The sequence below is a fragment of the Mesorhizobium sp. CA14 genome, from assembly GCF_020165195.1.
Classification (GTDB): Bacteria; Pseudomonadota; Alphaproteobacteria; order Rhizobiales; family Rhizobiaceae; genus Mesorhizobium.
The window spans coordinates 148,345-165,243 of the sequence record NZ_JAIUHR010000009.1 but is presented as its reverse complement, the minus strand read 5'-3'; the positions used below and the strand labels follow the sequence as shown (position 1 = coordinate 165,243).

General features: G+C 64.5%; 16 protein-coding genes. 3 read left to right on the top strand and 13 right to left on the bottom strand.

Going from position 1 to position 16,899, the window contains the following annotated elements; all coding sequences use genetic code 11:
* Positions 1-52: 52 nt before the first annotated feature.
* From LB565_RS12950 to LB565_RS12940, 3 genes are all read right to left on the bottom strand, one after another.
* Positions 53-2,170, bottom strand: coding sequence for an EAL domain-containing protein (locus tag LB565_RS12950; protein WP_224584501.1), 2,118 nt, complete (start codon positions 2,168-2,170; stop codon positions 53-55).
* 337 nt (positions 2,171-2,507) lie between these two features.
* Positions 2,508-3,704 (bottom strand): diaminopropionate ammonia-lyase, encoded by a 1,197-nt coding sequence (locus tag LB565_RS12945; RefSeq protein WP_224584500.1) that lies wholly within the window; start codon positions 3,702-3,704, stop codon positions 2,508-2,510.
* A gap of 240 nt (positions 3,705-3,944) precedes the next feature.
* Positions 3,945-5,138 (bottom strand): diaminopropionate ammonia-lyase, encoded by a 1,194-nt coding sequence (locus tag LB565_RS12940; RefSeq protein WP_224584499.1) that lies wholly within the window; start codon positions 5,136-5,138, stop codon positions 3,945-3,947.
* 107 nt (positions 5,139-5,245) lie between these two features.
* Here LB565_RS12940 and LB565_RS12935 point away from each other — a divergent pair, with 107 nt between their 5' ends.
* Positions 5,246-5,719, top strand: a complete 474-nt coding sequence (locus LB565_RS12935; protein WP_224584498.1) for an Lrp/AsnC family transcriptional regulator — start codon at positions 5,246-5,248, stop codon at positions 5,717-5,719.
* Positions 5,720-5,762: 43 nt separating this feature from the next.
* On the opposite strand, the gene LB565_RS12930 is transcribed toward LB565_RS12935, so the two are convergent.
* The 7 genes from LB565_RS12930 to LB565_RS12900 form a co-directional block, all read right to left on the bottom strand.
* On the bottom strand, positions 5,763-6,728 hold the full coding sequence (locus tag LB565_RS12930) for a branched-chain amino acid ABC transporter permease (RefSeq protein WP_224584497.1): 966 nt from the start codon (positions 6,726-6,728) through the stop codon (positions 5,763-5,765).
* On the bottom strand, positions 6,728-7,615 hold the full coding sequence (locus LB565_RS12925) for a branched-chain amino acid ABC transporter permease (RefSeq protein WP_224584496.1): 888 nt from the start codon (positions 7,613-7,615) through the stop codon (positions 6,728-6,730). The genes LB565_RS12930 and LB565_RS12925 overlap by 1 nt, the downstream gene beginning before the upstream one ends.
* Before the next feature lie 7 nt (positions 7,616-7,622).
* Positions 7,623-8,327 (bottom strand): ABC transporter ATP-binding protein, encoded by a 705-nt coding sequence (locus LB565_RS12920; RefSeq protein ID WP_224584494.1) that lies wholly within the window; start codon positions 8,325-8,327, stop codon positions 7,623-7,625.
* Positions 8,320-9,120, bottom strand: coding sequence for an ABC transporter ATP-binding protein (locus LB565_RS12915; RefSeq protein ID WP_224584492.1), 801 nt, complete (start codon positions 9,118-9,120; stop codon positions 8,320-8,322). Before LB565_RS12915 ends, LB565_RS12920 begins: the two co-directional genes overlap by 8 nt.
* Positions 9,117-10,325 (bottom strand): ABC transporter substrate-binding protein, encoded by a 1,209-nt coding sequence (locus LB565_RS12910; RefSeq protein ID WP_224584490.1) that lies wholly within the window; start codon positions 10,323-10,325, stop codon positions 9,117-9,119. The genes LB565_RS12915 and LB565_RS12910 overlap by 4 nt, the downstream gene beginning before the upstream one ends.
* Before the next feature lie 240 nt (positions 10,326-10,565).
* A complete protein-coding gene (locus LB565_RS12905) occupies positions 10,566-11,351 on the bottom strand; it encodes a nucleotidyltransferase domain-containing protein (RefSeq protein ID WP_224584488.1) in 786 nt (261 codons plus the stop codon).
* Positions 11,352-11,799: 448 nt separating this feature from the next.
* Positions 11,800-12,507 carry an SDR family oxidoreductase gene (locus tag LB565_RS12900; protein ID WP_224584486.1) on the bottom strand — a complete coding sequence of 236 codons (708 nt, stop codon included), beginning with the start codon at positions 12,505-12,507 and terminating at the stop codon, positions 11,800-11,802.
* Positions 12,508-12,860: 353 nt separating this feature from the next.
* Between LB565_RS12900 and LB565_RS12895 the strand changes: the two genes are divergently transcribed.
* The gene (locus LB565_RS12895; RefSeq protein WP_224584484.1) at positions 12,861-13,181 is read left to right on the top strand and encodes a hypothetical protein; all 321 of its coding nucleotides are present in this window, start codon (positions 12,861-12,863) and stop codon (positions 13,179-13,181) included.
* Between the two features lie 264 nt (positions 13,182-13,445).
* On the opposite strand, the gene LB565_RS12890 is transcribed toward LB565_RS12895, so the two are convergent.
* Positions 13,446-14,042: a YdeI/OmpD-associated family protein gene (locus tag LB565_RS12890; RefSeq protein ID WP_224584482.1), complete on the bottom strand. Its 597-nt coding sequence runs from the start codon at positions 14,040-14,042 to the stop codon at positions 13,446-13,448.
* Between the two features lie 185 nt (positions 14,043-14,227).
* On the opposite strand from LB565_RS12890, the gene LB565_RS12885 reads away from it, so the two are divergent.
* Positions 14,228-14,956, top strand: a complete 729-nt coding sequence (locus tag LB565_RS12885; protein WP_224584480.1) for an SDR family oxidoreductase — start codon at positions 14,228-14,230, stop codon at positions 14,954-14,956.
* Here the strand turns inward: LB565_RS12885 and LB565_RS12880 are convergent.
* The gene (locus LB565_RS12880) at positions 14,907-15,857 is read right to left on the bottom strand and encodes a LysR family transcriptional regulator (protein ID WP_224584478.1); all 951 of its coding nucleotides are present in this window, start codon (positions 15,855-15,857) and stop codon (positions 14,907-14,909) included. The genes LB565_RS12885 and LB565_RS12880 overlap by 50 nt on opposite strands.
* Positions 15,858-15,870: 13 nt before the next feature.
* Positions 15,871-16,773, bottom strand: a complete 903-nt coding sequence (locus tag LB565_RS12875) for a S1C family serine protease (protein WP_224584476.1) — start codon at positions 16,771-16,773, stop codon at positions 15,871-15,873.
* Positions 16,774-16,899: the final 126 nt, after the last annotated feature.

The window sequence follows — 16,899 nt, the reverse complement described above, 5'->3', positions numbered from 1 at the left end:
TCGCGCCGGATTACAGCGCCCTTAAATGAGTGATTGCAATTTTAGGAACCTCTTATTTTTGTGCCGACCTGGCATGCGGCCCTGCCGGTGACACAGTGCCGCTTACGGCTCTCGCCACGATCGCCTCCAGCGGCTCCGGCCGGTGCAGGAAATAGCCCTGGCCATAGGCGACGCCCATGCCCATGAGAATCTCCAGCGCGTTCTTTTCCTCAACCTTTTCGGCCACGACCGCGGCGCCCATCGAGCGGGCGATGCCGGTGATCGCCGAGACGATCTCGCGATCGAAGCGGCTGTCGGCGATGTGCTCGACGAACGAACCGTCGATCTTGATGGCATCGATGGGAAAGCGCCTGAGATATTCGAAGGAGCTCATGCCGGCGCCGAAGTCGTCGAGGCTGACGCGGCAATGGCGGAGCCTCGCCTTGCGTACGAATTCTTCCGCCGCGTCGAAATTGGTGACGGCGGCGGTTTCGGTAATCTCGAAGCCGACGGCCGACGGCGACGCGCCGCTCCCGGCGATGGCCTCGTCGACGAATTCCCAGAGCTGCGGATCGGAAAGCGTCTGCGCCGACAAATTGAAGTCGAGCGAGATGGCCCCCGCGCGCATCGCCTCGCCATGACGCGTCAGCGCGGTGCGGATGACCCAGCGGTCGAGCCGGGCGGCGAGGCCGAAGCGTTCGGCGACCGGCACGAAATCGCCGGGCGGGATCATGTTGCCGGTGTGGGCTTCGAGCCTGGCCAGCACTTCGACATGGCGGCTGTCTTCCCATGGCTGGCCGAGCCGGTGGATTTCCTGACCGAACAGCCTCAGCCGGCCGTCCTCCATCGCATCGACCAAGTCGGCCGCCAGCCGCGCGGCGTTGAGGCCGCCGACACCCGACGCCGTCTCCGGCGAGAACACCACGAAGCGGTCACGACCGCCGGCCTTGGCGGCGTAGCAGGCATCGTCGGCACAGGCGAGCGCGTCGGCCACGCTCATGTTGCGGTCGCGCACAAAGGCGACGCCGATGCTGGCGGCAAGCCTGCGCGAGGTGACGGCCGCGCCAAGATCGGCGTTGCGCACGGCGGCAAGCACGGCACGGGCAAGATGCTCGGCGCAAGCGTCATTGCAGTTCGGCACCAAAAGCGCGAATTCGTCGCCGCCGAGCCGCGCCGCATGCGCCGAAGCGGGCAGGCTGGCGAGGATTCCCGCCGCGACGCTCTTCAGCGCCAGGTCCCCCGCGGCATGGCCGGCATAGTCGTTGAGCGCCTTGAAGTAGTCGAGGTCGACATAGAACACGGCAAGCGGCAGCCGCTCGGCCATGGGGATGTTCTCGGCAAGCATCCGGCCGAAGGCCGAACGGTTGAGTAGCCCGGTCAACGCATCGTGACGCGCGGCGAAGGCAAGCTCCTCGGCGCGCGTCTTCTCCTCGGTGACGTCGCGCACGGTACCCAGAATCTGACCGGCCGAGCCGACACCGGCAATGAAGCGCACCAGCGATTCGATATGGCGGACCTGGCCGTCACGCCGGACTATGCGATATTGCGTGGCGGTCACGCTTTCAGAGCCCGGCGGCGGCAGATGGGCGCGCTCGATGGCCTCCTTGTCGTCCGGGTGGAGATAGGTGTGCCAGAGTTCGGCCGTCACCTCGTCGGTATCGCTGACCAGCCCGAAAATGTCCCTGGTGCGGGCGTCCCAATAGCTCTTGTTGGTGCCGATGTCGTAGTGCCAGATGCCGGTGCCGCTGGCGGCGAGCGCGAGCCGCAAACGGACATTGACCTGCTCAAGCGCGGCCTCGGCCTCTTTCTGCCTGGTGATGTCGGTCTGCACGCCCATCAGGCGCAGCGGCTTGCCCTCAGCATCGCGCTCGACGATGCCGCCACGGTCGAGCACCCAGACCCAGTGGCCGTCCCGGTGCTTCAGGCGCAGTTCTGTCTCGATGGATTCGGTGTGACCGGCGATATGGCGGTCGCCGCTCGCCAGCGCCCGCTCGCGGTCGTCGGGATGGGTGAGCTTCAGCCAGAGATCGGAACTGTCGGCGAGCTCGCCCTCGGCATAGCCCAGCATGCGCCACCAGGTCGGCGAATAGTAGCAGTCGCCGGTCGCGAGATTCCAGTCCCACAGGCCGAGATGAGCGCGATCAATCGCCAGCGCCCAGAACTTGCCATTGCGTTTATCGTCGTCCGCCATTCTTTGTTCTTGCCGTCCTGCCCCGGCAATACTGCATGCAAGCAGACAAGAAAGGGTTACCGGGGCTCCCCATTAAAGATGAGACGTCAGACCGGGCGGATATGGCGCGAAACCTTTCGCGCTCGTCATTCTAGCGCGGAGCGGGAGCGAAGCGACGCGCAGACCCCAGACTTCATTCCGTGACGTTAAGGCCTTGCAACGTCTAAAGAATTCTGCATCGTTGCGCCCTACGACGTCGGTCACGGATGGATCCTCGGGTCAAGCCCGATGATGACGACATCACGAGGCCAGCGCCAACCTTCTTCGCACCACCGCCGCAACTTTTTCCGGATTGCTCTCAGGCAGTCTGCAGGAACACTTCTTCCGGCGCCATCCCGACCAGCTCGGCAAAGCGGCCATGGTCGGTCGCGCCCTCGGAGTTGATGACGAGCACGCGCGCATGCGTATCGAGGCCGAGCGCCGCGCGCATGTGCCTATCGCCCGCGGCGCGGACCAGCCCGGCTAGGCCTGCCCCGCCGCTCTCGCCGGAGACGATCGCCGGATCGTTGCCCAAGGGCTGCGCCAGCCGCTTCATCACCGCGACCGCATCCTCTTCTTCCACCGTCATGAAGGCATCGCCGACGCGCGCCAGCACGCGCCAGGCGACGAGGGACGGCTCGGCGCATTCGAGCATCGTCATCACGGTCGGCTGCTGACTTGCGATCGTTGCGGGACGTCCGGCCTCGGCCGAAGCATAGACGCAGGCCGAGCGCCGCGGCTCGACCACCACGGCCGTCGGCCGCCGTTCGCCGAGCATGACCGCCATGTGGCCGGCGATCGCCGCCGCGAAGCCGCCGACGCCGGCCTGCAGGAAGACATGCGTTGGCGGCTCGATCATGCGCCGCAGCGTCTCGCGCACGATCACCGTATAACCCTGCATGACCAGTCCGGGGACGCGCTCGTAGCCAAGCCAGGACATGTTGGAGATGATCTTCCAGCCGCGCTCGGCACCGACGCGGGCGACTTCGCGCACCGCATGGTCATAGCCGCCCTCGACCTCGACAATCTCGGCGCCGAAGCGGGCGATGGCCGCGACACGCTCGCGGCTTACGCCAGCATGGACGTAGATCACCGAACGCGCACCGACGAGGCCGGCCCCCTGCGCCACCGAACGGCCATGATTGCCATCGGTTGCGCAGCAGAATGTCATCTGAGCGGCGATAGCGCGCAGCTTGGGATCGTTGATCTCGTCGATATCGACAGCGCGCCCCAAGCGCTTGCCCGCCTCCTCCAGCACCAGCCGCATGACAGCATAGGCGCCGCCCAGCGCCTTGAAGCTGCCAAGGCCAAGACGCTGGCCTTCATCCTTGACGTGAAGCGCGGCGATGCCGAGCTCGTCGGCCAACGCCGGCAAGGCGTGCAGCGGCGTCTCGGCATGGTTGTGGCGTGCCTTGAGGTAACGCTCGGCGCGTTCGCCTCCCGGGATGCCGAGCGACTCGGCATCGGCGGCAACCAACGGCTGGTTGTGTTCTGGACGTTGGTTGAGAAGCAGCATGCTAGTCTTCCTGCGAGGCACTGAACTCTGTTGGCGGGCGCGATTCGGGCACGATTCTGGACGCTTTGATTGGCTAGTGATTGAAGTTTGTTTCGATTGGATGTCGCCGGATGTTCGCTTCGGGACGACCCGATACAGCCAACATGACTATTTTTGGTGGTATTTCGCCTCCGGCGGCACGCCCATCTGGTTCCTCCCACGATGCGATCTGGAAGCCGGTCGGCGTTGATCGTCAGATCGTCATGCCGGCAGCCTTGCGTTTGGGACTTCATCCGGCGCCATGCCGACGAGCTCGCCATAGCGACCGGGGTCGGTCGCGCCCTCGGAATTGATGATCAGCACGCGGGAGTTCCCATCGAGGCCGAGCGCCGCCCGCATCTTCCTGTCGCCGACGGCGCGGATCAGCCCGGCGAGCCCCGCCCCGCCGCTCTCGCCGGAGACGATCGCCGGGTCATTGCCCGAAGGCCGCGCCATGCGGTTCATCACGGCGACAGCATCTTCCTCGTCCACGGTCATGAAGGCATCGCCGATCCGCGACAGAACGCGCCAGGCGACCAGGGACGGTTCGTAGCATTCGAGCATCGCCATGACGGTCGGCTTGCTGTGCGCGATCGTGACCGGACGTCCGGCGTTGGCCGTCTCATAGACGCAGGCCGCCCGCTTCGGCTCGACCACTGTCACGGTCGGCCGCGCGTCGCCGAGCGCAATGGTGAGATGGCCGGCCACCGCCGCGGCGAAGCCGCCGACGCCAGCCTGAAGGAAGACGTGGGTGGGCGGCTCAGGCAAGCGCTTCAGCGCTTCGCGCACGATCACGGTGTAGCCCTGCATGACCAGCCCCGGGATGCGTTCGTAGCGCGGCCAGGACGTGTCGGAGACGACGGTCCAGCCGCGCTCGGCGGCGACGCGGGCGGCTTCCCTGACCGACTGGTCGTAATCGCCGGCGACACGCACCATCTCGGCGCCGAAGCGGGCGATGGCCGCCACGCGTTCGTCGCTGACGCCCGAATGGACGAAAATGACCGAGCGTGCGCCGACGAGGCCGGCGCCCTGCGCCACCGAGCGTCCGTGGTTGCCGTCGGTGGCGCAGGCGAAGGTCATCTGCGCGGCGATCGCCTTCATCTCAGGCTTGTGCAGGTCCTCGACCGCGACGGCGCGGCCGAGCTGCCTGCCTGCCTCCTCCAGCACCAGATGCATGACGGCATAGGCGCCGCCCAACGCCTTGAAGCTGCCGAGGCCGAGGCGCTTGCCCTCGTCCTTGACGTGCAGCGCGCCGATGCCAAGCTCGGCCGGCAGGGCGTGCAGCGGCGTCTCGGCATGGTTGTCGCGCGAGGCAAGGAAGCGCTCGGCCGCCCCGGCGCCGGCGAGCCCAAGCGTCGCGGCGTCCTCCTCAGTCAGCGGTTGGCGATAGTCCAGGTGGCGATTGAGCAGGAACATGGTTCGGCTTTCTCCGTCTTGATGACTGAAATTTATTGCAGGCTGAGTGAGGAAGGCGCTCTGTTTTGCTGATTGAAATGCAAGTTTGTTTCGTTTGGAACGCTGCAATGTCCATTTCGCCCGAACTCGACGCCTTCGACCGTGCCATCCTCGCCATCCTGCAGAAGGACAACGCCACGCCGCAGCGCGCCATCGGCGAAAAGGTGAACCTCTCGGCGCCGGCGGTGCAGCGGCGCATCAAGCGCATGGAGGAGACGGGTGTCATCCGCGCCAATGTCGCACTGGTCGATCCGGCCAAGGTCGGCCACCCGATCACCATATTCGTAGAGGTCGAGGTGGAGAGCGAGCGCGCCGAGTTGATCGACGCCGCCAAGCGCGGCTTTGCCGAAGTGCCCGAAGTGCAGAAATGCTACTACGTCACCGGCGAGGCCGATTTCATCCTCGTCGTCACCGTCGCGACAATGGCCGACTACGAGGCGCTGACCAGGCGGCTGTTCTTCGAGAACAATAACGTCAAAAGGTTTCGGACTTTCGTGGCGATGGACAGGGTGAAGGTGGGGCTGGAGGTGCCGGTGGAGTGAGGGGAAAGCGCGGCGCCGAAGCTATGGCGCGTCTTCCCCTCACTTAGCCCTTGCCCGACAGCCATCGTGCATAAACCTCCCCGACAATCCCGCGTCTAAAAATCAGAACGCAGATCATGAAGATCAGGCCGGTGGCGATCGTCACCGGGAAACCGGAGGTGGCCAGCGTGTTCTCCAGGCCGACCACCAGGCCGGCGCCCACCACCGGGCCGACCATGGTGCCGATGCCGCCCAGCAGCGTCATCAGGATCACCTCACCCGACATCTGCCAGGTGACGTCGGTGAGCGTGGCGAACTGGAAGACGATCGCCTTGGTAGCGCCTGCAAGGCCGGCAAGCGCTGCCGACATGACGAAGGCGGCCAGCTTGTAGCGGCCGACGGAATAGCCTAGCGAAATGGCGCGATTCTCGTTCTCCCGGATCGAACGCAGGATCATGCCGAAAGGCGAGTTGATGATGCGCCAGACGGCGAAGACGCCGATCAGGAATACGGCAAGCACGAAGAAATACATGTTCATGGTGACGCCGAGGTCGACGACGCCGAAGAGATGCCCACGCGGCACGCCCTGGATGCCGTCCTCGCCTTCGGTGAAGGGCGCCTGGACGCAGAAGAAATAGAACATCTGCGCCAGCGCCAGCGTGATCATCGAGAAATAGATGCCCTGCCGGCGGATGGCGAGGAAACCCATGACGAGGCCCATCAGCGCTGCACCCGCGGTGCCGAGCAGGATGGCTGCTTCCGGCGGCCAGCCCCAGGCCTTTACCGCGTAGGCGCAGAAATAGGCGGCACCGCCGAAGAAGGCGGCGTGGCCGAAGGAAAGCAGGCCGGTGTAGCCGAGCAAGAGGTTGAAGGCGCAGGCGAACAGCGCGAAGCACAGCATCTTCATGACGAAGATCGGATAGATGACGAAGGGCGCGGCGATCAGCGCCACGATGCCCAGCACCACCAGCGCCCGTTCGAGCCTCACGGAGGCGGCGGCGCGTTCTGCGTGAAGGGTCGCCTCGCTCATCAGGCGTCCCTTCCGAACAGGCCGGCGGGCCTGAGCAAAAGCACGATCGCCATGATGACGAAGACGACGAGGTTCGAGGCCTCGGGATAGAAAACCTTGGTCAGGCCCTCGGCGAGGCCGAGCATGTAACCGGTGACGATGGCGCCGAGGATCGAGCCCATGCCGCCGACCACGACGACGGCGAAGACGACGATGATGAGATCCGAACCCATCAGCGGGCTGACCTGGTAGACGGGAGCGGCGAGAATGCCGGCGAGCCCCGCAAGGGCCGCGCCCAGCCCGTAGGTGAGCGTGAGCAGAAGCGGCACGTTGACGCCGAAGGCCTGAACCAGTTCCGGGTTCTCGGTGGCGGCGCGCAGGTAAGAGCCGAGCCTGGTCTTCTCGATCAGGAGCCAGGTGCCGATGCAGACGATCAGCGAAGCCGCCACCACCCAGCCGCGATAGTTGGGCAGGAACATGAAGCCGAGATTGGTGCCGCCGGCAAGCAGCGTCGGCACGGCATAGGGATTGCCCGAAACGCCGTAATAATAGCGGAACACGCCCTCGATGACCAAGGCGAGGCCGAAGGTGAAGAGCAGGCCGTAGAGCGGGTCGAGGCGGTAGAGATGCGACAGGGCCAGGCGCTCGACCGCCATGCCGAACAGGCCGACGATAAGCGGCACCAGGACCAGCGCCGGCCAATAGCCGATGCCCAAATGCACCAGCAGCAGATAGCCGATGAAGGCGCCCAGCATATAGAGCGCGCCATGGGCGAAGTTGATGATGCGCAGCAGGCCGAAGATGACGGCGAGACCGAGGCTGAGCATGGCGTAGAACGAACCATTGATCAGGCCGACGAGGAGCTGACCGAGAAGCGCCTGGATGGGGATGCCGAAGATCATGGTCATGGCGCCATCATACCCCCAGCACCTCGTGCAGCTTGTCGGTGTGCGCGGAAAGCTGGCCGACCGGGAAGCCTTCCACCACCTTGCCGTGGTCCATCAGGTAGAAGCGGTCGGCGATGCGAGCGGCGAAGCGGAAGTTTTGCTCGACCAGCAGGATGGTCATGCCGCGCTTCTTCAACGTCGCCAGCAATTCGCCGATGCGCTGGACGATGACCGGCGCCAGGCCTTCAGTCGGCTCGTCGAGCAAAAGCATCTCGACGCCGGTCCTTAAGATGCGCGCGATTGCCAGCATCTGCTGCTCGCCGCCGGACAGTTTCGTGCCCTGGCTGTTGCGGCGCTCCTTGAGGTTGGGGAAGAGCTCGAAGATTTCTTCCGCGCTCATACCGCCCTTGGCCACGACCGGCGGCAGGATGAGGTTCTCGTCCACCGTGAGGGTGGCGAAGATGCCGCGTTCCTCCGGCACGAAGCCGATGCCTTGATGGGCGACGCGGTGCAGCGGCAGGCGGATAAGGTCCTTGCCGTTGAAGGTGACGGAGCCGGTGCGCTTGCGGATCAACCCCATAATGGCGCGCAATGTCGTCGTCTTGCCGACGCCGTTGCGGCCGAGCAGCGTCACGGTCTCGCCGCGCATCACATCGAGGTCGACGCCATGCAGCGCATGGCCCTCGCCGTACCAGGCGTGGAGGTCGCGCACGGCAAGCAACGGCTCACTCATGCTCTGTCCCCATATAGGCGACGCGCACGCGCTCGTCCTGGCTGACGGTTGCGTAGTCGCCGGCGGCGAGCACCTGGCCTCGCTGCATGACGGTGATCCAATCGCAGAGATCGGCGACGACGGTCAGGTTGTGCTCGACCATAAGCACGGCGCGGTCCTTGGCCAGCGAGCGGATGATGCCGGAGATCATGCCGACATCCTCATGCCCCATGCCGGCCATCGGCTCGTCGAGCAGAAGCACTTTCGGATCGAGCGCCAATGTGGTCGCAATCTCCAGCACGCGCTTCCTGCCGTAAGAGAGATCGCCGGCGAGACGATGCGCCACGTCGTCGAGGCCGACGACGGCTAGCAATTCGCGCGCCCTGGGCGTCAACTGGTTCAGCGCCGAGACCGGGCGCCAGAACTGGTAGCCCAGCCCGCTTGGACGCTGCAGCGCCACGCGGACATTGTCGAGCACCGAGAGGTGCGGAAAGATCGCCGATATCTGAAAGGAGCGGACGAGGCCCATGCGCGCCACTTTGGCCGGCGGCGTGCGGGTGATATCGGAGCCGAGCAATTCGATCCTGCCGCTGGTCGGCTGCAGGAACTTGGTCAAAAGGTTGAAAATGGTCGTCTTGCCGGCGCCGTTCGGGCCGATCAGCGCATGGATCCCGGCGTGGTGGACGTCGAGGTCGACATCCTTCACCGCGACGAAGCCGGCAAAGTCGCGCCGCAGACCGCGGGCGGAAAGCACCACCCGCGGCGTCTGATCCGCGCCGCCCGGGCGGACAGCAGTGGCGGTGTCGAGCGTCACTTGGTGACGAGCGGGCAGCCGCTGTCCTCGGCCTTCATGAAGGCCTTGTCGCCCGGAATGGTCGCCAGATAGGTGTAATAGTCCCAATCCTTCTTCGACTCTTCTGGCTTCTTGACCTGGTAGAGATACATATCGTGCACCATCGAGCCGTCGGCCTGCACCTTGCCGTTGGCGGCGAAGACGTCGTTGACCGGCATCTCATGCAGCTCCTTGGCCACCGCCTCAGTCCCGTCGGTGCCGGCCTTGTCGATGGCCTTGAGATACTGCGTCACCGCCGAATAGGTGCCGGCCTGGATCATGTTCGGCATGCGGTTGGTGCGCTTGAAGAAGCGTTGGGCAAATTCGCGGCTCTTGTCGTCGCGGTCCCAGTAGAAGCCTTCGGTCAGCACCACGCCCTGCGCCGCCTGAAGACCCAGCCCATGCACTTCGGCAAGCGTGAAGAGAAGTGCCGCCAGCCGCTGGCCGCCGGCGACGATGCCGAACTCGGCCGCCTGCTTGATCGAGTTCGATGTGTCGAGGCCGGCATTGGCGAGCCCGACGATCTTGGCGCCCGAGGACTGCGCCTGGAGCAGGAAGGAGGAATAGTCGGTGGAGCCGAGCGGATAGCGCACTTCGCCCAGCACCTTGCCGCCGCTTGCCTCCACCAGCTTGGCGGTCTGGTCCTTCAGCGAATAGCCGAAGGCGTAGTCGACGGTGATGAAATACCAGCTGTCGCCGCCCTGCTTCACCAGTTGGCCGCCGGTGCCGACCGCTTGGGAGTGCGTGTCGTAGGCCCAATGGAAGCCATAGGGCGAGCACTGCTTGCCGGTCAGGTCGGTGGAAGCCGCCCCGGTGACGATATCGATCTTCTTTTTTTCCTTGGAAAGCCCCTGCACGGCCAGCGCCACGGAAGAGGTGGTGAGCTCCATGATCGCGTCGACCTGCTCGGTGTCGTACCACTGGCGCGCGATGTTGGAGGCGATGTCGGGCTTGTTCTGATGGTCGGCGCTGACGATCTCGATCGGCGCGCCCTGCACCTTGCCGCCGAAATCCTCCACCGCCATCTTGGCGGCCTCGACCGACCACTTGCCGCCGAAATCGGCGTAAACACCCGACTGGTCGTTCAAGATGCCGATCTTGACCTTGCCGTCGGAAATTTCGCCGGCCGCCGCCGGCATTGCGGATGCCGCAAGGAGCGCGGCCGAGACGAGACAGGATGCTTTCACTGGTGGTTCCTCCCTGGTGGCAACCACGGGAAACGCGGCGGCCTCGCAATGGTTCAACAGTTCCTTCGGATTTTGGATTGGAGCCTCGATCCCGCTCTGCCGCTCCTCCTCTCGCGGACCTCCGGTTTGCGGGCTGGGCCGCGACGTGCCTTGGGTGCACGTGTGCGAGCCTAGCATCACCTTTCGCGAGCCGAGAATGCTATTTTCGTAGCATGGAGGATTGCCAGGTGGCCCGCGCGCCTACCAATCAGGCTCTATTGTCGAATCCTCGGAAAGCCCAGCCGATTTTACCGGCAGGAGCGTCCGGATCGCAGCTTCTCGAAGAGAAGTGGGAAAGGCCTTGAGATAGTCGCTGTCCAGTGGAAGCTTCAGGTAGTTTTGGGAAATCGCCGCAGCCGCCTCAGCCTGCTCGCGATCACGAGTTGCCTTGACTGCGGATCGGTCGGGCCGCCTCGCGAGCCATGCCTTGTGAAGCGCAAATATCCTGGGGTCGACCGTCGGAATCCTTACGGGGTAGCCGCGCTCGTCGATGGCCATTGCCTCCGTCTTGGGCGCATTGATGAGCCATTGCAATCCCTCCATCGGGGCACCGTCGAGATCATCGGCAAGCGGCGTTATCAACGTTGGGACATTATCCTTGAGGACACTTCTCGTTTGCGATCGAATGAGATCAACCAGATAACCATCCCGGTTTGTCGCCCTGAAGGCCCTGGGCTGGAGCGGCTTGAAGGACCGGTCCACTTTGCGCAATACACCGATCAGCCCGGACAGTGTTATCTTCTCGCCAGTCACGAAGCTGATCCGGCGGCGCGAGTCAAAGAGCAGATCGATGTCTCCGGTTGCCGTGAGGCCGCTGGCGATCTGCACACCCGCCAACGCCTCGAAGGCGAACAGGGCATTCGTGCCGACGACAAGCAACTGTCTTCCAAGGAGGTTCGTTTCGGCGCAGCGTCGCAATATCCGCGCAGCGATAGCCGGCACCCGTCCCAAGCCAATTGCAACATTGATCTTGGCAAGGCTGTTCAAGCGATCTGACAGGCCGGCCAGCAGGTCCTTGTTCCGCTCCCTGCCCTCGGAGAAGCCGAAAATGATCTTTCCGTCTCTTCGCTTCTGGGGCCTAGCGAGCTTTCGGCCTTGCCGATCTTGCGCAGCAGGTATTCGGCGCCGTTCCGCTCAACCCAGCGCATGCTGCCCGTGAAGCGCCTTCGGTGCTCTTCGTTGGCGCCGAGCCAGCCCTCATAGACTTGTTGGGTATCTATGAGTTGGCGGCGCTGTTCGTTTGTCAGCTCTCTAAGCATCCGTTTTCCACTCTGCCGAGCCATTTTTGAAGCCATAGTGGAAAACTTTTAAATAACAGTGCCTTGCCATTCATTTTCCACTATCATCCCTGAATTCCGTTATGATAGTGGAAAAATGCTTGAAAACAATACCTTAGATCATATTTCGGCGCAAACGACTCCACAATTTTCCTTTCTCACCAAGGCAGCCGCCTGCCGTCGCGAAAAAAGCCGCCGGTCGGGCCGTCGTCGGGCAAGGTCGCGGCCCAGACGATACCGGCGGCGCCTTGCGCGACGGGACGGCCGCCTGGGCCGCCCATGTCGGTCGCGACCCAACCGGGACAGATCGAATTGACCAGGACGCCTGCACCGCGCAGCTCAGCCGCCAGGATGCGGGTCAGCGCGTTGAGCGTCGCCTTGCTGGTCGAATAGGCGGGCGCGCCGGCGCCCATCGAAGCGAGCGAGCCGCCTTCCGACGAGACGTTGACCAACCGGCCGTGGCCGGAAGCGCCAAGCAGCGGCGCGAAGGCGGCGGCGACACGCCAGGCGCCGAAGACATTGGTCTCGAAGGCCTCGCGGATGACCGTCCAGTCGGGATGGAGCGCCCGCGCCGAAGGGTCGTAGTGGATGGCGGCGTTGTTGACCAAAACGTCGAGCCGGCCGAACCGGCTCTCGACCTCGGCTGCGGCGCGCGCGGCTGCTTCGGGCACGCCGACATCCAGCGCGATGGTCTCGACGGCGCCGCCAAGCTTCCTTGCCGCCGCCTCGCCCTTGGCAAGATCGCGCACGCCCATGAGCACGGTGAAGCCGAGTTCCGCAAGCTGGCGCGCCGTTTCCAGGCCGATGCCGCGATTGCCGCCGGTGACGAGCGCCACCTTGCCGGAATGATCTGAGTTGGTGGTCATTGCTCCTGCTCCTGTCCGGTATGTCGGCAGCAAGATGGCATCGATCGGACCGAATGATTAGGGCGCGGAATTCGCACGCATCGTGCGATTGGGCTCATGAAAGGCCTCCCCAAGCCGGGTGCACCGCCGCCTTCATCGCAGGTGGATGCTTGATCGCCAGTTGACCGTCGCGGCCCGCGCTTGCGAAGCGGCCATCCCATTCCGCAATAGGAAAGCGCCAGACACAATCGGGAAACAAGATTCAACAGTCGGGAAAAACTCGCGAAAAGAGCGAGTGTCATAACGGTACCCGGAGCAGCCGACCACTACGGCGCGCCACAACAGACATTGATCCTAACCAAGGAATGCCGATTATGAAAAAGACCCTTCTTTCCGCACTCGGCCTCGCCGTCGCTCTCGCTTTCGCGGCGCCCGCCGCCAACGCCCAGACCACCACCACGACGACCACCGCTCCGGCGACGAGCACCACTGCTCCTGCCGCGACCGCGGCTGCCCCGGCAGCTACCGAGACGCCGAAGGCCGGCGCCAATGGCCCGCACAAGACGCTCAGGAAGCATCATCGCCGCCATCACGGCCGCAAGCATCACATGCGGAAGCACACCCGGCACCACATGAGGAAGCATCACGCGCGCAAGCACCATGTGAAGAAGCATGTTGCGAACAAAGCCGCATGAGGCCTGACGCGTTTCGATCTTCACGACCGGATGATCCGGGACCGCTTGCTAAGGGTTCAGGATCATCGCTTCCCGAAAACGCCGCCCTCCCTTCCGGGCGGCGTTTTTGTTTGCGGTCTTAAAGCATGTCTCCTGAAAGTGGGAACCGGTTTCGGGATAAAGACATGCGTAAAATCAAGACCCTAAAGCGCATGGAGCGAATCTGAAAGATCGCGACGCGCTTTAGTCGGGCAAACCGGCAACCACGTTTTTCGGGATCACGCATTATTTCTTCTGCGGATGGATCGTCTCGCCGCGCTTCAGCATCGCCACCAGATCAGCGATCTTCTTCTTGCGCCCTGCCTCGGTCTTCATGTTGTGGACGCGGAAGGCGAGCGAGAAGCGGTTTTGTGCCGAAAGCTTCTCCAGCATCGCTTTCGCCTTCGGCTCGGCGTCGATCGCGGCTTGCAGGTCGGGTGGGATGGTCATCTCCTTCGATCCGCCATAGGCGCGGTCCCAGCGACCGTCCGCCTTGGCCGCCTCGACCTGATCGAGGCCATGCTCGGTCATGCGGCCCGCCTCGATCAGGCGCGCGACATTGTCGATGTTGATCTTGCTCCAGATGCTCTTTTTGCCGCGCGGGGTGTAGCGCTGCAGAAAACTCTTCTCGTCGAGCGACTTGCGCACCGCGTCGATCCAGCCGAAGCAAAGCACGACGTCGATCGCCTCCTTCGGCGTGATCGATGGCAGCCCCGAGCCGACCCTGTGGATCTTGATCCAGATTTCGCTTTCGCTGGCGTGATTGTCGGCAAGCCACGCATAGAAGCTCTCCGCATCGGGGAACTCGCGCACCTTGTGCGGATCGACCTTGATCGGGGCCATCGTCACCTCATGTTCATTGTCTCGACTTGCAGCTAGAACGATTCCGCCCCGGCTGTAGCCTTCAATGGTGCCAGTTTCTGTCAGCAGGCGGTACATGCCATCGGAGTTTCCGATGGCGCCATCGGTTTCTTCCGTTTCCGCTTCGCGCCAGGGTCTGCCAAACCTCCTCCATGCAAAGGAAAGGCATGGACATGGAGAAGCAAAGAATCCTGGTCGTCGGCGGCAGCTCGGGCATGGGGCTGGCGCTTGCCAGACGATGCCTCGAAGAAGGCGCTCACGTCATCATCGCCGGGCGTGGGCAAGCGAAGCTGAGCGCGGCGCAGGAAGAGCTCGGCCGCCGGGACACGCTCGAAACGGCGGTGATTGACATCAGCCGCGAGGATGAGGTTGCAGCGCTTTTCGAGCGCATCGGCAGGCTCGACCATATCGTCAGCACGGCGGCCGACATCGAGGGCGCCTACCGGCTGTTGCCCGAGATCGAGCTTTCAGCCGCGCAAAAGGTGGTGGAAAGCAAGTTCTATGGACCGCTTTTGCTCGCCAAGCATGGCGCGCCGAAGCTGCCGCCGAGCGGCTCCCTCACCTTCGTCTCGGGCATTGCCGCCTACCGGCCGGCGGCACGCGGCGCGGTCGTTGCCGCCGTCAATGCGGCGCTGGAAGGGCTGGTGCGGGCGCTGGCTGTCGAGTTGGCGCCGATCCGGGTCAACGCCGTCTCGCCCGGCTGGGTCGACACGCCGATCTGGGAGTTCGTCGCCGGCGACAAAAAGGACGAGACGCTTACCGCGATGGCGAAACGCCTGCCTGCTGGGCGGGTCGGACGGCCGGAGGATATTGCGGACGCAATCCGCTTCCTGATCGGCAATGGCTTTACGACGGGAGAGACGCTGCATGTCGAGGGCGGGCACCGCCTGGTGTGACCAAGGCGAAGCCCTCCACCAGGGCGGTGAGCAGCGCCTTCAGCGCCGGTGGCTGGACGCGCCGGCGGCGCCAGATCATAACGATGTTGGAGGAGCGGACCGGGCCGGGCCAGGCAAGCTCGGCGACCTCGCCGCGATCGATCGCGGCGGCGACCGCCAGCCGCGGCACGAGGCCAAAGCCGGCGCCGGCCGCCACCAGCCCGGCAATGGCGTCGATGCTGCCGGCTTCGGCAGCGAGGTTGGGATTGCCGAGGCCTGCCTCGGCGAATGCCTTGTCGACCATGGCGCGGTAGACGCAGCCGGTCTCGGTGGCAACGAACTGCTTCTCGGCCAGCGTCGCCAGATCAACATCCGTCCGATTGTCGCCGGGCGGCGCTATCAGGGCCAGGGGCTCGACCGCCATGACGCGCCTGGCAAGACGCCGGTCCGTCTCACCAACATCGATCTCTGGGGGCCGCTCGAAGCAGAAAACGACGTCGATCTCACCGTCGCCCAGCCGGCGCAGCAACTCGCCGCTGCCGGCGATCCGGAGCTTGATGTCGATGCCGGGATGATCGACGCGAAAATCAGCGAGCCATGGCGCCAGCCTTGCCGCGGCGATCGTCTCCAGCGCGCCGATCGACAGGCTGCCGGCCGCCTCGGCGCTGGTGGCATCGACGGCGGCGCGGGCCTCGTCGGCAAGCGCCAGCAAGTCCTCGGCATGGGGTTTCAGCGCCTCGCCCGCCGGCGTCAGGGTGAGCCCCTGCCGGGAGCGGGTGAAGAGACTGGCGCCAAGCTCGGTTTCCAGCGCCTGGATCTGGTCGCTGACGCTCGACTGCGCGAGATTGACCTCCCGCGCCGCGCGCGTGACGTTGCGGGTACGAGCGACCGCCAGAAAGGTCTTCAGCAGCCTGGGATGCATCGGCGCTTCGAGGCTACTGCAGTTGCGGCTTCTTCAGGAATGAATTGCGGTCGGCCGATTTGACGCGCAGCCAGGTCTCGCGGCCGTCGCGCACGACGCGCAGCGGGATTTCCGAGCCGGCCGGGTTCTGCCAAAGTTTTCTGTAGAAATCGGCAAGACCGTCGACCTCGCCGTCGCGCACATCGGAGATGATGTCGCCCTGGCGCAGGCCAGCCTTTGCCGCGGGTCCGCCTTCGGCCACGCTCATCACCACCACCATGCCGTTCGACTCAGCTGAAAAGGCGCCGAGCCACGGGCGCGGCGCCTTCGCCGCCTGGCCGCGCTTGACGAGATCGTCGAGGATCGGCGTCAAGAGATCGATCGGCACGACCATGTTGATGTCGGCCACCTCGCCGGCCCGGCTCATCTGCAGGCGCAGCGAGCCGACACCGAGCAGCCTGCCGTCGTGGTCGAACAGCGCGGCACCGCCCCAGGAGGGATGCGCGGGCGCCGTGAAGATCGCTTCGTCGATCAGGTATTCCCAATAGCCGGCGAATTCCTGCTTGGTGACGATGTGGGCGTCGACCTGCTGGCCGATGCCGTCGGCCAATGTCACGGCATCGCCGATATTGGCCTTCCTGGCGCTGCCGAACTGGACCGCTGGCAGGCCGAGCGGCGCCAGCGCCTGGACGAGACCGAAGCCGGTCTCCTGGTCATAGGCCAGCGCATGTGCCGCGACCACGCGGCCGTCCTGGTCCGTCAGCCACACTTCCTCGGCCTCGGTGATGAGATAGCCGATGGTGAGCACGAGCCCATTGTCGCGGATCACCACGCCGCTGCCCTCGCGGCGCGTACCAAGCGCATTGGCGGTGAAAGCGTCGTCCGGCACCATGGCGCGCACGGCAACGACGGAGCGCGAAATTTTCTCGATGGTCATCGATCCATCCTGCATTGCGGGTCTTTGTCTATAAAGTATGGCCGAAGGAGCGCCGTGCAAGGGCGGATTTCCCCTCGCCCGGGCTGGCACAAACGCTAGTTCAACGAAGATTGAACTTTTTTCTTT

Excerpts from the sequence above, each read along its gene's own strand:
- LB565_RS12950 (WP_224584501.1), bottom strand. The coding sequence starts at position 2,170 with ATGGCGGACGACGATAAACGCAATGGCAAGTTCTGGGCGCTGGCGATT.
- LB565_RS12945 (WP_224584500.1), bottom strand. The coding sequence starts at position 3,704 with ATGCTGCTTCTCAACCAACGTCCAGAACACAACCAGCCGTTGGTTGCC.
- LB565_RS12940 (WP_224584499.1), bottom strand. The coding sequence starts at position 5,138 with ATGTTCCTGCTCAATCGCCACCTGGACTATCGCCAACCGCTGACTGAG.
- LB565_RS12935 (WP_224584498.1), top strand. The coding sequence starts at position 5,246 with ATGTCCATTTCGCCCGAACTCGACGCCTTCGACCGTGCCATCCTCGCC.
- LB565_RS12930 (WP_224584497.1), bottom strand. The coding sequence starts at position 6,728 with ATGAGCGAGGCGACCCTTCACGCAGAACGCGCCGCCGCCTCCGTGAGG.
- LB565_RS12925 (WP_224584496.1), bottom strand. The coding sequence starts at position 7,615 with ATGACCATGATCTTCGGCATCCCCATCCAGGCGCTTCTCGGTCAGCTC.
- LB565_RS12920 (WP_224584494.1), bottom strand. The coding sequence starts at position 8,327 with ATGAGTGAGCCGTTGCTTGCCGTGCGCGACCTCCACGCCTGGTACGGC.
- LB565_RS12900 (WP_224584486.1), bottom strand. The coding sequence starts at position 12,507 with ATGACCACCAACTCAGATCATTCCGGCAAGGTGGCGCTCGTCACCGGC.
- LB565_RS12895 (WP_224584484.1), top strand. The coding sequence starts at position 12,861 with ATGAAAAAGACCCTTCTTTCCGCACTCGGCCTCGCCGTCGCTCTCGCT.
- LB565_RS12890 (WP_224584482.1), bottom strand. The coding sequence starts at position 14,042 with ATGGCCCCGATCAAGGTCGATCCGCACAAGGTGCGCGAGTTCCCCGAT.
- LB565_RS12885 (WP_224584480.1), top strand. The coding sequence starts at position 14,228 with ATGGACATGGAGAAGCAAAGAATCCTGGTCGTCGGCGGCAGCTCGGGC.
- LB565_RS12880 (WP_224584478.1), bottom strand. The coding sequence starts at position 15,857 with ATGCATCCCAGGCTGCTGAAGACCTTTCTGGCGGTCGCTCGTACCCGC.
- LB565_RS12875 (WP_224584476.1), bottom strand. The coding sequence starts at position 16,773 with ATGACCATCGAGAAAATTTCGCGCTCCGTCGTTGCCGTGCGCGCCATG.